Here is a 14010-nt window from a genome sequence, read left to right on the forward strand (position 1 = left end):
ACACTTTTGTTATGACTAAAATACTAATGGTTTGCCTTGGAAATATTTGCCGATCTCCATTGGCCGAAGGTATTTTAAGATCTAAATTACCCTACGATAGTTATGTTATAGATTCTGCCGGCACCAGCAGTTACCATATTGGCTCCAATCCAGACAGACGATCTATAGCGGTGGCAAAAAAATATGGTATTAATATTTCGAACCTGATGGGACGGCAATTTACCGTTAAAGATTTTGATGATTTCGATATTATTTACGCCATGGACACCTCGAATTACAGAGATATTTTACATCTTGCGCGACATGACGAAGACAAAAACAAGGTTAAACTTATTTTAAACGAAGTATATCCTAATCAAAATTACGACGTACCAGATCCTTACCACGGTGGGGAACAAGGTTTCGAAAATGTCTACAAAATGTTAGACGAAGCTTGCTCTAACATTGCAGAACACTTGGAGTAAAACCAACGTATTTTAACTAGGCTTAACACGCAATAATCATGATGCAAAACGCTTTAGGAAAATTATATCTTATACCGACAACGCTAGGCGACAACGCCAATCCGTTAGAAGTTTTACCCATTTCTATAAAAAACACAATAGAACACCTTAACACTTTTATTGTGGAAAACGAAAAGACTGCCAGACGGTTCATAAAAAAAATAACACCTGAAAAAGCACAACCTAGCCTAAAAATATTTCATTTAAACAAATTTACCGAAGCAAGCGACTTACCTACCTTTCTAGAGCCTTGTTTACAAGGTATTGACGTAGGTTTACTCTCTGAAGCAGGATGCCCAAGTGTAGCCGATCCAGGCTCTGATATTGTAAAAATAGCACACTTACAAAACATACAGGTTGTTCCCTTAGTAGGGCCATCGTCTATATTACTTGCACTAATGAGCTCGGGAATGAACGGACAAGGCTTTGCTTTTAACGGATATTTGCCAATAGACAAGCATGAGCGCAAACACGAACTTAAACGTTTAGAACGCCTTTCGTCTGACCATAATCAATCTCAAATTTTTATTGAAACGCCTTACAGAAACAATAAAATGCTTGATGATATTTGCAACACCCTTAGCCCAAGCACCTTGGTTTGTATTGCTTGCGATATTACACTCCCTAGCGAATTTATAAAAACCAAAACCGCTTCGGAATGGCGTAAAAATACTGAAGACCTTCATAAAAGGCCTTCAATCTTTATCATTCACAAACACTAAGCGTTATGCTTTTTTAACCTTAGCTTTTTTATTAGGCTTAACAAACGACGTGTCGTAACCCGAGAATTTCTTCATGTAATACTCTATCGAAGTTCCAAAAGCATCAGAAAAACTTACTGCGCCATTACTTCTCAAGTATTTTTTTACACTTCCTGGCCCAGACAAATGTGCCGCGGCCAAAATTCCAGACTCTGTAATTTCTACGCCATTAATGGTTTTACCAACAAAACGCTTAATGTCTCTACGTAAAATCCACTTGTTACGCTCGGCATTTGCTAAAAACGCCTTTTCTTGCAATTCCGGATTATTTAAAAACTGAACAGGATTATGAATTCCAATCATTTTTAAAGTCTCCTTGCCAAATTGGTATTTACCTAAATACCCATGACTGTTTACTGTAAAATAATCATTTCTCGACTCTTTAAACCCTAATGCTTCTTTAAAACCAATAAAAGATTTCCCTAAGTCTGGAGAAAATGTGCGTTCTAGATTGCTTAAATCAGACGCTTCTGTTTCAAAAATTTCAGGATTAACAGTATAATTTAATGCTAAACCCTGAGTAGAATAATTCCCAGCTTCTACGGTTTCTTCCGAAGTAAACGAGTAAAAAGCCAAAGAACATATTGCAAGAATTACAATGAAATAACCTCCAATATTTTTTATCATACATTTTTATTTCTTTAAGCCTTATTGTGTTCAAAAACGTTTTCGAAAAACCTTTTAAACGGCTTAAAAATTTGAGCTTGCAAATATACAACTTTTTTTATTAATCTGAAAATTAATCGATTAAGTGTATTTCCACCCTTTTATCGCACTCGTTACGTACAAGTTAACAAAGAAATCAGCCGATAATCTAACGCGAAAAAGAAGGTTAATTCCCACGTTAAATCAACTAAAAAAAGAAAAATTTAACAGAAGTTAACGAATACCTTGCTTATTTAAGTAGTTTTGATAAGCTCTTGCATTGGCGTTATGAGCCGTTAAATTTTTGGCAAATTTATGATACCCTAATCGCTCAGGGTCGGCAGCAAAATAATAGTAGCCATGCTTTTCGGCATGCAAAACAGCATCAATAGCCGAAATATCTGGCATAGCTATTGGTCCCGGAGGTAAACCGGTATATAAATATGTATTATAAGGAGAGACGATTAATTTATGTTTATTTAAAACGCGCTTAATAATGGTGTCTTTATATTCTGGCATTTGGTAGGCGGCAAATTTTAATGTCGGATCGGCCTGTAGAGGCATACCCACTTTCAACCGATTTAAATATACACCGGCTATACGAGGTTGCTCCGAAGCCTGTTTAGATTCTTCATGCACTATAGACGCCAAAGTCATTACTTCATTTTTAGACAATCCAATTGCTTTTGCTTGCGCTTCGCGATTTGCATTCCAAAAGCGATTATACTCGGTTAACATTCTGTCTCTAAACTGCTCTGCCGATGTATTCCAAAAAAACTCATAGCTATTAGGGATAAACATGCCCAACTGTGTTGCTTTAGTAAATTGATTGGTGTTTAAAAACAACGAATCGTTAAAAGCTGTAAGCAAACTTAAACTATCGGCTTCTATTTGTGTTGCAATTCTGCCCGCCAACTTATCTATACGTTCTTGATTGTTAAACGCTACGGTAATAGGTATATTATTACTTCTAATAGAATTAATAATCGCATTGTTATTCATGCCCTTTTCAATACCAAATTTACCTGCTTTAATATTTGTAGTGTACTGTTTCTGTTCTGCCAAGGCATCGAAATCACCGATATCCTTTAGCAACGGCTTTAATTGCTCTCTAACATCTTGATAGGTCGCTCCCGTTGGCACATAAATATAAGCTGTTTGATTATTGAAATTGGTATTCGGTTTAAACATTACAGAATACACATAATGTGCAAAAAAAGCAGCAACAACAAGTCCTATAAGCGCAATGGCTATAATTATTTTTTTGATATACATGAAGTGTTTATACGTTGAAAAAGATATTCGTTTTTATATACGCCATTTACTAGGCTCCAGTCTTTTTTTAAGCCAATTTTTTCGAAGCCCATAGCCGTAAACAATCCAATACTAGCTTGATTATCTTCGGAAATATTACAATATAATTGATGCAAATGAAGGTGGGTAAAACAATAATTAACCAGCAGAGACAAAGCCTCGCGTCCCAAACCTTTACCGCGATGCCCTTGATGTTTTATTAAAATACCAACACCAGCTTTTCTATTTTTAAAATCGAAATCAAACACATCTATAAGTCCAATTACCTCATGGTCGTTTGTGCAAATAACAAGGCGCAATTGTTTAACTTCGAATATATCTTTATGAGCATGCTCTAAATACTCCTTAATTAAATATCTGGAATAAGGCGTTTGCGTATGACTTAATTCCCATAACGACTCGTCGTTTTCAACCTGATAAATAAACTCAAGGTCTTCGGGCTCTAAAGCACGCAAGTAAACAAATTCGCCTTGCAAGGTTACCATGCCATTTCTCCTTTAAACACCTGAGTTGCCGGACCGATTAACCATACATTATTATAATGTTTGGATTGCGGTGTAAAAGCGACTTTTAATTGTCCACCTTCTACCTCTAAATTTATGGTCTCAGCTTGAGTTTCGCCTAAATAATGCATAGCTATAGCCACTGCTGTTACCCCAGTACCGCAAGACAAAGTTTCGTCTTCCACACCGCGTTCGTAAGTGCGCACCCTAAAAGTATCGTCGTTTAATTTTTTTACAAAATTAACGTTTGTTCCCGCTTCAAAATAGGGCGCTCCATGGCGTATTTCTCGGCCTTTGGTTTTAATATCGAAAGTTTCTATATCAGCTTCAAATTGCACATGATGAGGGGAACCTGTATTTAAAAAAACATGATTTTCTTGTTGCTCTACAGTTTGAACATCCTGCATTTGTAATTTCACCAAACTATCTTCAAAAACCACATGGTGCATACCGTCTATAGCTTCAAAAGTCGCTTTGTTACCAATTACCCCTAAGTCTTTAGCAAATTGAGAAATGCAACGCCCGCCGTTACCACACATTGTACTTTCGTTGCCATCGGCATTAAAATACACCATTCTAAAATCTGCACTAGGGTGATTTTCCAATAAGATTAATCCATCGGCACCAATACCAAAACGACGGTCGCAAAGAAAATGAATACGTTTTGTATCGTGTTTATCGAATGTATTTTCACGATTGTCAATCATTACAAAATCATTCCCTGTTCCCTGATATTTATAAAAAGTATGTTTCATATTACGCGCAAAGATAGCAATATTTGGCTGTTTTTTTCGTTGTTAAAAGTCGTTAAATTGCACGTTAAAAATCGTTAAACCTCATCAAATACATCAGTAAAAAAATTAATTTTATTCTTAAATTCTTAAAAACTTAATTATAAATATAAATGAAAAAGATTTTAACCTTAGTTTTAATTTCTGCCTTAGGTGGGGCAATTACCTTAGGAACTTACAAAATATTTATTGAAAAAGACCAACCGGTTGTAACAACAAAAACCGAACCATCTGCATCGCATTTTATACCTACAAACAATATTGTAAACACTAACAATTTGGTTAATGCTCCAGATTTTACAGCGGCTGCCGAAAACACAGTCCATACGGTTGTACACGTTAAAAACGTTGCCATGGTTTCTGGACAAATGACTTTTGAGGACTTGTTTTATGGCCGCAGACCTATGCAACCTCAAGTTGGCACTGGCTCTGGAGTTATTATCTCTCCCGACGGTTACATTATTACCAATAACCACGTAATTGATGGTGCGCAAGCTTTATCGGTTACTTTAAACAATAATAAAGAATACAATGCAACAGTTGTCGGATCGGACGACAAAACAGACATTGCACTTTTAAAGATTGAAGCTGACGAAGAATTGCCATACAGTACTTTTGGAGATAGCGACCAAGCCAAAATTGGCGAATGGGTGCTTGCTGTTGGCAACCCTTTTAATTTAACATCTACAGTAACCGCAGGTATTATTAGTGCAAAATCCAGAGACTTATCTGGACAAAGCTATCAGTCGTTCATCCAAACAGATGCTGCTGTAAACCCAGGAAACTCTGGAGGTGCTTTAGTAAATGTAAATGGAGATTTAATTGGGATAAACACAGCAATTTCTTCGCAAACAGGTTCGTACATCGGTTATTCTTTTGCAGTACCTAGTAACATCGCCCGCAAAGTAATTGAAGATATTATAGAATATGGTAATGTACAAAACGGTATATTGGGTGTAACTGGTGGGGCTCTTAATAATGCGTACGCCGAAAAACTAGAACTTAGTGAAACCGAAGGCTTTTATGTAGATAGTGTTGAAGAAGGCTCTGGTGCAGAAGCCGCTGGTATTCAGCATGGCGATATTATTAAAGCAATCGATCAAGTTAAAATCACAAAATTTTCAGACTTAAGAGGGCATTTAAATACAAAACGTCCTAACGATGTGGTACAAGTTACCCTTTTAAGAGATGGCAAAACAAAAGAAGTTCCTGTTACATTAATTAAAAACCAAACCCTTACCATGCCTTTAGTTGGTGTAATAAAAAACACCGATAAACAAGATCTCAAAAAATTCAACCTAAGCAATGGTGTGAAAATTTTAAGACTAAACGATAAATATGCCGAATACTGGAAACGCAACGGCATTGTTGAAGGCACAATAATTACGGCTATAGACGGAGAAAAAGTAAAATCTGTAGACGATGTACAGAATATTATAAAAAACAAATCGCCTTACGAGCCATTACAAATAGAATTAATAAATGCTCGCGGCGAAAAAGAACGCTTTAATTTCAGATAATTTTTTTTACATCTTTCAATACATCGAACCCAAACCCTTTAGAATTTCTAAAGGGTTTTATTTTTATAAAAATAAATTACGAAAACGTTTGAAATATGCTATTTTTGCCGAAAATATAAAACAACACACTAAATTTTAAACCATGAGTTTTATTGAAACTTACGAAAAAGAACTTGCTTTCCAAGCCGATCGCAGAAGAGCAACTGTAGAGTTCATTAAAATTGTAAGCGACCTTTGGTACGACAAATCTATCGAATTGGTACTCTTCAGAAATCAATTAATTGACAGAAACGTGAGTCAGATTCTTAATTTGCATGAATATGCTGGCGAATTTGTACAAAAACCGATTTCCATTTTCGATTCGGTAGAGATCGCTCAAGCCATTCGCACTTTAGACCTACCGCCTGCAAAGTTAGATATTGGTAAACTAACTTACGAGTTTCAGCTAGACGACCACAAGCATAGCAACGCTATGGCCTTTGTAGCCCAAAAATTAAAGAACGCCAGTAAAAACAATAGCATAACCCCTAAAGATGTTGTGCTCTATGGTTTTGGTAGAATTGGGCGCCTAGTTGCCCGCGAACTTATGGCCAGAACAGGCTCTGGAAATCAGTTAAGACTACGCGCTATAGTAACCCGAGGCAAAGTAGACCAAACGGTTTTAGAAAAACGCGCATCTTTGCTCCGCAACGACTCTGTACATGGTGAATTTTCGGGCAATGTAATTGCAGATCCTAAAAACAGTGCACTTATTATTAATGGCACGACAGTTAAAATCATTTCTGCCAATAATCCAGAAGAAATAGATTACACCTCTTACGGTATAAACAATGCGTTAGTGATAGACAATACAGGTGCGTTTAGAGATCATGAAGCTTTAAGCAGACACCTTGCCTCTAAAGGCGTAGACAAAGTACTCCTTACAGCACCAGGGAAAGGCGTTCCTAATATTGTTCATGGCGTAAACCATTTAGAACACAATCCAGAATCTGTCGATATTTTTTCTGCAGCATCCTGTACCACAAATGCCATTACTCCCATATTAAAAAGCATTCAAGACAGTTACGGTATAGAACACGGGCATTTAGAAACCATTCACGCCTATACTAACGACCAGAATTTAGTAGATAATTTCCATAACAAATACCGTCGTGGTCGTGCCGCAGCACTTAACATGGTAATTACCGAAACTGGTGCTGGCAAAGCGGTTGCAAAGGCTCTACCTGTTTTAGAGGGCAAACTAACCTCTAATGCCATTAGAGTGCCTGTTCCTAACGGATCTTTAGCCATTTTAAATTTAGAATTAACTAACGAAACTTCTGTAGAGCACATTAACAACACCATTAAAAAAAGTGCTTTGGAAGGCGCCTTGGTCGAGCAGATTAAATACGAATTAAGTGATGAGTTAGTATCTAGCGACATCGTAGGTAGCTCGGCCCCTTCAATATTCGATAGTAAAGCTACAATTGTAAGTGCAAACCAAAAAAATGCTATTTTATACATTTGGTACGATAACGAGTACGGCTATAGCCATCAAGTAATTAGGCTAGCGAAATACATTGCCAAAGTAAGACGCTATACATATTATTAACAGCTCGTAATCCAAAAACACATTTTAATCGTATATTATGAAAAACCTCACTTTTGTGAGGTTTTTTGCTAATTCAACTAAATAGATTAACTATTATTTTTACTATTTTCGTAGCATTATAAAACCCAAATACCCTAAAAATAATGACATTATTAAGACCAATAGCAATTACATTATTTACATTTTTATTATCCCTACCTACATTTTCTCAAGACGACACAGAAGACAAATTATCATTAAACGAAGGCTCTTTAGACAATCAGTTCGAATATGTTATTCAGCGATCTAATAATTACCAAGATTATAAGGTTGTAAAAAAAACTTGGTTATACGCTTTAAAGGCACATACCTTAGACTCTTTAAAAGCTGTACAAAAAGACCTCTCGGAAACACAAATAAATGTAGAGCAGCAGGCAGGCGAAATAGCAAGCCTTAAAAGCAATTTAAATGAAACCCAAAACACTTTAGACCTTACCAATAAAGAAAAAGACAGCATGCAATTTTTGGGTCTTCAACTAAGTAAACAAACCTACAATACGTTTATTTGGTCTGTAATTGGTGGACTGTTGGTGTTTTTATTGTTCTTCATATATAAATTCAGAAACAGCAATTCTGTAACCAAGGAAGCAAAACGCATGTTAGCAGAGATAGAAGAAGAGTTTGAAGAGCACAGACAAACAGCACTTAAGCGCGAACAAAAAGTAAGACGTCAATTACAAGACGAAATTAACAAACAAAAAGCGAGTGTGTAAATACCTTTCATATCCATATTTTTTACACTCACAAAAAGTCTATACCCTCAATTTATAGACTTTTTTCTTTTTTATACCTCTTGGCCTTTTAGTATTTAGCCTATTCTTCGCATCTTTGCATGCTTAAAATTTTATTTGTCATGCGTATAGACATTATTACGGTTTTACCCGAATTACTAAAAAGTCCGTTTGAAGCTTCAATTTTAAAACGAGCTATCGAGGCCAATTTAGTTGAAGTACATTTTCATAATTTAAGAGACTACACGTCTGACAATTACAAAACCGTAGACGACTATCAATTTGGTGGCGGCGCAGGTATGGTTATGCTTATAGAACCTATCGATAAATGCATTACTAAATTAAAATCGGAACGGACGTACGACGAAATTATTTACATGACACCAGATGGTGAAACTTTAAAACAAGGAGTTGCCAATGCACTATCGCTAAAAAAAAACATTATCGTTTTATGCGGACATTACAAAGGTGTAGACCAACGTGTACGCGACATGTTCGTAACTAAAGAAATATCTATAGGAGATTACGTACTATCTGGAGGCGAATTAGGCGCAGCCGTTTTATGCGATGCAATTATACGCTTAATCCCTGGAGTACTGGGCAACGAAACCTCAGCACTAACAGATTCGTTTCAAGACAACCTATTGGCGCCACCAATTTACACCAGACCACGAGACTACAAAGGCCATAAAGTGCCAGATGTGCTATTTAGCGGAAATTTTCCTGAAATTGAAAAATGGAGAGAAAACCAAGCCTACGAACGCACAAAATCCAGAAGACCAGACTTGTTAGACGATTAATTTTTAAACCAAAGCATTGTTTATTATAAATTAATCACTATTTTTGCAGCCAATTTCGAACCAACCTCTGGCGAAAATCGTGAATGTTGCTTTGATATAACACTATATAAAACATAAAGATATGGAGTCTTTAATAAAATTTGTACAAGACGAATTTGTAACAAAAAAAGAATTTCCAGAGTTTGGAGCTGGAGACACAATTACTGTGTACTACGAAATTAGAGAAGGAGAAAAAGTACGTACTCAGTTTTTTAGAGGCGTAGTTATTCAAAAAAGAGGTACAGGAACTTCTGAAACCTTTACTATCAGAAAAATGTCTGGTACTGTAGGTGTAGAGCGTATTTTCCCGATTAACATGCCTGCTTTACAAAAAATAGAAGTAAACAAAAAAGGTAAAGTACGTAGAGCTCGTATTTTCTACTTTAGAGGTCTTACTGGTAAAAAAGCAAGAATTAAAGAAAGCCGTAGATAAAACTAGCTTTCTAAATATATTAAAAAGTCCTAACTCCATAATAGTTAGGACTTTTTTTATGAACAAAAGTTAACAACCTAAGTTTATAACCTGTTGATATTTAAAATGTTAAAAACCTTGTAAATCCTTCTTTTGTTTCTTATCTTTATAGAAGAATTAATACCTCAAATGTCATTTGTGTATTAAACGTTCTTTTTAGTATTGTTTTTCGAGATTTTGGATTGCATGATATATGTAAGTAAAAATCATGACGTTAAATACCTAATTAATTAGTATTTACTATTTAATGTAGAGGTATTAAACTGAAAGTTTTCGAATGTAAAAAAGAAACGCAAGTTATTTTAGAAAGAAAACAATGTTTGTAGCTGTATTTATATAAAAATAAATGAGTCTTAAAACATCAAGAACAACAATACCTCGAAACATTTAAGTAGCAAGTAAATACATTTTGAACGTTACAACTGTTAAATGTTTCATATTTTGAAATGGTTATTTTTAATAAAACAAGTAAGATGTAATTCCGAACGTCGTTAGTCAAAAGGCTAATACATTTTAAATACTATTTCAAAGAAAGCCATATCAGGATAGTATATACTATTTGATATGGCTTTTGTTTTTTTCTTAACTCTACCTCACACTCTTTTTTTAACAATCGTACTTTATTTGTTAAATATCAAACAAAATGCTTAGTATGCCATTAAATTTTAAAAATTATGCAAGCAAATCGCACTTTACTAGTTTAATTCCTTATAAATAAACATTTCATTTTTTGTATATTTGCATTTCGCGAAAAATGCCTTATATTTTTCGTCAAAAAAATTTCTATAAAACAATCTAAAATGGCATTAAGTTCTAAAATTATTTACACAAAAACAGACGAAGCTCCGGCTTTAGCAACCTATTCTTTTTTACCAATTATTAAAGCGTTTTTAACGCCTTCAAATATAAATGTTGAAACCCGAGACATCTCTTTAGCGGGTAGAATTATTGCTACATTCCCTGACTTTTTAACAGCCGAGCAGCAATTACCAGATGCTTTGGCAGAATTAGGTGAATTAGCTAAAAAGCCAGAGGCTAATATTATAAAACTTCCTAATATTAGTGCGTCGATACCTCAGCTAAAAGCCGCAATTTCAGAACTTCAAAGTCAAGGATACGAATTACCAAATTATCCAGACGAACCAAAATCTGATGCCGAAAAAGACATTAAATCTAGATACGATAAAATTAAAGGTAGTGCTGTAAACCCTGTACTACGCGAAGGGAACTCAGACCGTAGAGCACCAAAAGCCGTTAAAAACTACGCAAAAAAGAATCCGCATAGCATGGGCGCATGGACTGCAGATTCTAAAACGCACGTGGCTACTATGAGTGCAGGTGATTTTGCACATAACGAAAAATCTGTAACCATTAATGAAGCAACTTCAGTTAGTATTCAATTTACAGACAACAACGGAAACACAACCTTTTTAAAAGATAACTTAAGCTTATTAGAGGGAGAAATTATAGATGCTACCGTAATGAGCAAAAAAGCCTTACTAAGCTTTTTGGAAGCTCAAGTACAAGACGCTAAAGATAAAAACATTCTGTTATCGTTACACATGAAAGCAACTATGATGAAGGTTTCCGACCCTATTATTTTTGGCCATGCCGTACGTGTATTCTTTAAAGATGTTTTTGAAAAATATAGTGAAACTTTAGAAAGCATTGGTGCCGATGCTAATAATGGTTTTGGTAATGTATTAAGCGCTTTAGAGAAATTACCAGCCGACAAGAAGGAAGAAATCCTTAAAGATATAGATGCTGCGTTTTCAAACGGACCTGCCCTTGCCATGGTAGATTCCGATAAAGGTATTACCAACCTACATGTTCCTAGCGACATTATTATTGATGCTTCTATGCCAGCTATGATACGTACTTCTGGACAAATGTGGAATGCCGATGGTAAGCAACAAGACACAAAAGCTGTAATTCCAGACAGCAGTTATGCAGGTATTTACCAAGCCACTATCGATTTCTGTAAAGAACATGGGGCTTTCGATCCAACCACTATGGGTACTGTTCCTAACGTTGGTTTAATGGCTCAAAAAGCTGAAGAGTACGGCTCTCACGATAAAACTTTCGAAATGGCTTCAAACGGTAGCGTTCAAGTGATAGATGCCAAGGGTACTGTTTTAACCGAACACCAAGTTGAAGCTGGTGATATTTGGAGAATGTGTCAAGTAAAAGATGCTCCAATTCAAGACTGGATTAAATTAGCCGTTAGTCGCGCTAGAGCTACAGATACACCAACCGTTTTCTGGTTAGACAAAAACAGAGCTCACGATGCCGAATTAATCAAAAAAGTAAATACCTATTTACCAAACCACGATACCACAGGATTAGATATTCGAATTTTATCGCCTAAAGATGCAACTACTTTTACATTAGAGCGTATTAAAGATGGTAAAGACACTATTTCTGTAACTGGAAACGTACTGCGTGATTACCTAACCGATTTATTCCCAATTTTAGAATTAGGAACCAGTGCAAAAATGTTATCAATCGTACCATTAATGAATGGTGGCGGATTATTTGAAACTGGTGCCGGAGGTTCTGCACCTAAACACGTTCAACAATTTCTTGAAGAAAACCACTTACGTTGGGATTCTTTAGGTGAATTTTTAGCTTTAGCTGTTTCTTTAGAACATCTTTCTGAAACTACTAAAAACGAAAAAGCCTTAATATTAGCCGAAACATTAGATGAAGCTACTGGAAAATTCTTAGACAATGGAAAATCGCCGTCGAGAAAAGCTGGAGAATTAGATAACCGCGGTAGTCATTTCTACTTAGCTATGTATTGGGCACAAGCTTTAGCAAACCAAACTAAAGACGAAGCTTTAAAAGCTATTTTTGAAGATGTTGCCAAAGCCTTAACCGAAAACGAAACTAAAATCGTAGACGAGTTAAATAGCATACAAGGTGCTCCAGTAAATATTGGAGGTTACTACGAGCCTAACGAAGATTTAACATCTAAAGCCATGCGTCCAAGCACAACGCTTAACGGTATTTTAGATTCAATTTCTAAAGCCCTAGCTTAAAAATTAAATTTCGATTTATACAGAAAAAGACTCCTTCGGGGGTCTTTTTTATTAGGAAAAATTCATGCAATTCAATCGCATAACTCTAGTAAAACAAACCGAATTCGTATCTTTACACTATGGATTTTTACAAAACTACCGAAGCTGACTCTAACTACAATAACCTAGAACAAATGTCTGTTCAGGAATTATTAGTAAACATTAATAACGAAGATAAAACCGTACCGCTTGCCATAGAAAAAGCCTTACCACAAATAGAACAACTCATCCAACAAGTAGTTCTAAAATTAAAAGCTGGTGGCCGTTTATTTTATATCGGTGCAGGTACCAGTGGTCGTTTAGGCATTGTAGATGCCTCGGAATGCCCTCCTACTTTTGGTGTGTCTCCAGACTTAGTTATTGGTTTAATTGCCGGGGGTGACCAAGCCATTAGAAGTGCTGTAGAATTTGCTGAAGATTCCACCGCTCAAGGGTGGAAAGATTTACAAAATCATCAAATTAGTAATAAAGATGTGGTAGTTGGTATTGCTGCTTCGGGCACAACACCTTATGTTATTTCGGCATTACAAAATTGCAACGAAAACCAGATTGTAACCGGATGCATTACCTGCAACCAAAATAGTCCCTTGTCGCTCGCAGCTCAATTTCCTATTGAAGTGGTTGTAGGCCCCGAATTTGTTACAGGTAGTTCCAGAATGAAAGCCGGAACCGCACAAAAATTAGTTTTGAACATGATTTCTACCGCAACCATGATTCAACTTGGAAAAGTAAAAGGCAATAAAATGGTAGACATGCAACTGAGCAACGACAAGTTGGTTGACCGAGGCACAAAAATGATTATGAACGAACTCAAGATTTCGTATGAGGAAGCTCAAGAATTATTAAATACACATAAAAATGTAAGAGCCGCAATTAATCACTATAATCATGACGCAAAACACCTCTAGAACAAATAAAACCATATTGGTTAATGGCCTAAAAAAAATGGGCTTAGCTTTAGCTTGTATGTTTTTAGGCCCTACTTTTCTTCATTTAGCATTAACAAACAGAGAAAAACCACTTTATATTCCCCTATTAATAGTTGGATTTATTATATGCGGTCTGGCATTATTTTTCGCCTTTAAAGGATTAAAAACCATTTTAGACAGTATGTTTAAGAAACAGTAGCATTAAAAACATTTTAGCATTATTGTTATTGCGTCGTTTATAAATATCATTGTAAAACACATCTAATCTGCAACGAATTACGTATATTTATAA

14 protein-coding genes are annotated in these 14010 nt (G+C 35.7%); 10 read left to right on the plus strand and 4 right to left on the minus strand.

Features of this window, described 5'->3' with window-relative positions; genetic code table 11:
- The first annotated feature begins 11 nt into the window (after positions 1-11).
- A complete protein-coding gene (locus tag ACR9EA_RS13055; protein WP_435133844.1) occupies positions 12-464 on the plus strand; it encodes a low molecular weight protein-tyrosine-phosphatase in 453 nt (150 codons plus the stop codon).
- Between the two features lie 41 nt (positions 465-505).
- On the plus strand, positions 506-1225 hold the full coding sequence (locus ACR9EA_RS13060; protein WP_435139887.1) for an SAM-dependent methyltransferase: 720 nt from the start codon (positions 506-508) through the stop codon (positions 1223-1225).
- Positions 1226-1228: 3 nt separating this feature from the next.
- Here the strand turns inward: ACR9EA_RS13060 and ACR9EA_RS13065 are convergent, their stop codons facing one another.
- The 4 genes from ACR9EA_RS13065 to dapF all read right to left on the minus strand — a co-directional run bounded on the left by ACR9EA_RS13065 (position 1229) and on the right by dapF (position 4481).
- Entirely contained in the window at positions 1229-1891 is a 663-nt protein-coding gene (locus tag ACR9EA_RS13065; RefSeq protein WP_435133846.1) for a peptidoglycan-binding protein LysM, read from the minus strand.
- Between the two features lie 252 nt (positions 1892-2143).
- Positions 2144-3184 (minus strand): endolytic transglycosylase MltG, encoded by a 1041-nt coding sequence (gene mltG, locus ACR9EA_RS13070; RefSeq protein WP_435133849.1) that lies wholly within the window; start codon positions 3182-3184, stop codon positions 2144-2146.
- On the minus strand, positions 3166-3708 hold the full coding sequence (locus tag ACR9EA_RS13075; RefSeq protein ID WP_435133852.1) for a GNAT family N-acetyltransferase: 543 nt from the start codon (positions 3706-3708) through the stop codon (positions 3166-3168). Before ACR9EA_RS13075 ends, mltG begins: the two co-directional genes overlap by 19 nt.
- The gene (dapF, locus tag ACR9EA_RS13080; protein ID WP_435133855.1) at positions 3702-4481 is read right to left on the minus strand and encodes a diaminopimelate epimerase; all 780 of its coding nucleotides are present in this window, start codon (positions 4479-4481) and stop codon (positions 3702-3704) included. Before dapF ends, ACR9EA_RS13075 begins: the two co-directional genes overlap by 7 nt.
- 149 nt (positions 4482-4630) lie before the next feature.
- On the opposite strand from dapF, the gene ACR9EA_RS13085 reads away from it, so the two are divergent.
- The 8 genes from ACR9EA_RS13085 (at position 4631) to ACR9EA_RS13120 (ending at position 13917) form a co-directional block, all read left to right on the plus strand.
- Positions 4631-6037 carry a trypsin-like peptidase domain-containing protein gene (locus tag ACR9EA_RS13085; protein WP_435133858.1) on the plus strand — a complete coding sequence of 469 codons (1407 nt, stop codon included), beginning with the start codon at positions 4631-4633 and terminating at the stop codon, positions 6035-6037.
- A 142-nt stretch (positions 6038-6179) separates the two neighbouring features.
- Positions 6180-7628 carry a glyceraldehyde-3-phosphate dehydrogenase gene (locus tag ACR9EA_RS13090; RefSeq protein ID WP_435133861.1) on the plus strand — a complete coding sequence of 483 codons (1449 nt, stop codon included), beginning with the start codon at positions 6180-6182 and terminating at the stop codon, positions 7626-7628.
- 143 nt (positions 7629-7771) lie between these two features.
- Complete coding sequence (locus ACR9EA_RS13095; RefSeq protein WP_435133864.1) at positions 7772-8380, plus strand: tRNA (guanine-N1)-methyltransferase; 609 nt, start codon at positions 7772-7774, stop codon at positions 8378-8380.
- A gap of 140 nt (positions 8381-8520) precedes the next feature.
- The gene (gene trmD, locus ACR9EA_RS13100; protein ID WP_435133867.1) at positions 8521-9198 is read left to right on the plus strand and encodes a tRNA (guanosine(37)-N1)-methyltransferase TrmD; all 678 of its coding nucleotides are present in this window, start codon (positions 8521-8523) and stop codon (positions 9196-9198) included.
- Between the two features lie 121 nt (positions 9199-9319).
- A complete protein-coding gene (rplS, locus tag ACR9EA_RS13105; protein ID WP_435133870.1) occupies positions 9320-9670 on the plus strand; it encodes a 50S ribosomal protein L19 in 351 nt (116 codons plus the stop codon).
- A gap of 839 nt (positions 9671-10509) precedes the next feature.
- Positions 10510-12750, plus strand: a complete 2241-nt coding sequence (locus ACR9EA_RS13110; protein ID WP_435133873.1) for an NADP-dependent isocitrate dehydrogenase — start codon at positions 10510-10512, stop codon at positions 12748-12750.
- 119 nt (positions 12751-12869) lie between these two features.
- Positions 12870-13697, plus strand: a complete 828-nt coding sequence (murQ, locus tag ACR9EA_RS13115; protein WP_435133876.1) for an N-acetylmuramic acid 6-phosphate etherase — start codon at positions 12870-12872, stop codon at positions 13695-13697.
- Positions 13678-13917: a DUF6095 family protein gene (locus ACR9EA_RS13120; RefSeq protein WP_435133879.1), complete on the plus strand. Its 240-nt coding sequence runs from the start codon at positions 13678-13680 to the stop codon at positions 13915-13917. The genes murQ and ACR9EA_RS13120 overlap by 20 nt, the downstream gene beginning before the upstream one ends.
- Positions 13918-14010: the final 93 nt, after the last annotated feature.

This window comes from Formosa sp. A9, assembly GCF_051200825.1.
Classification (GTDB): Bacteria; Bacteroidota; Bacteroidia; order Flavobacteriales; family Flavobacteriaceae; genus Formosa.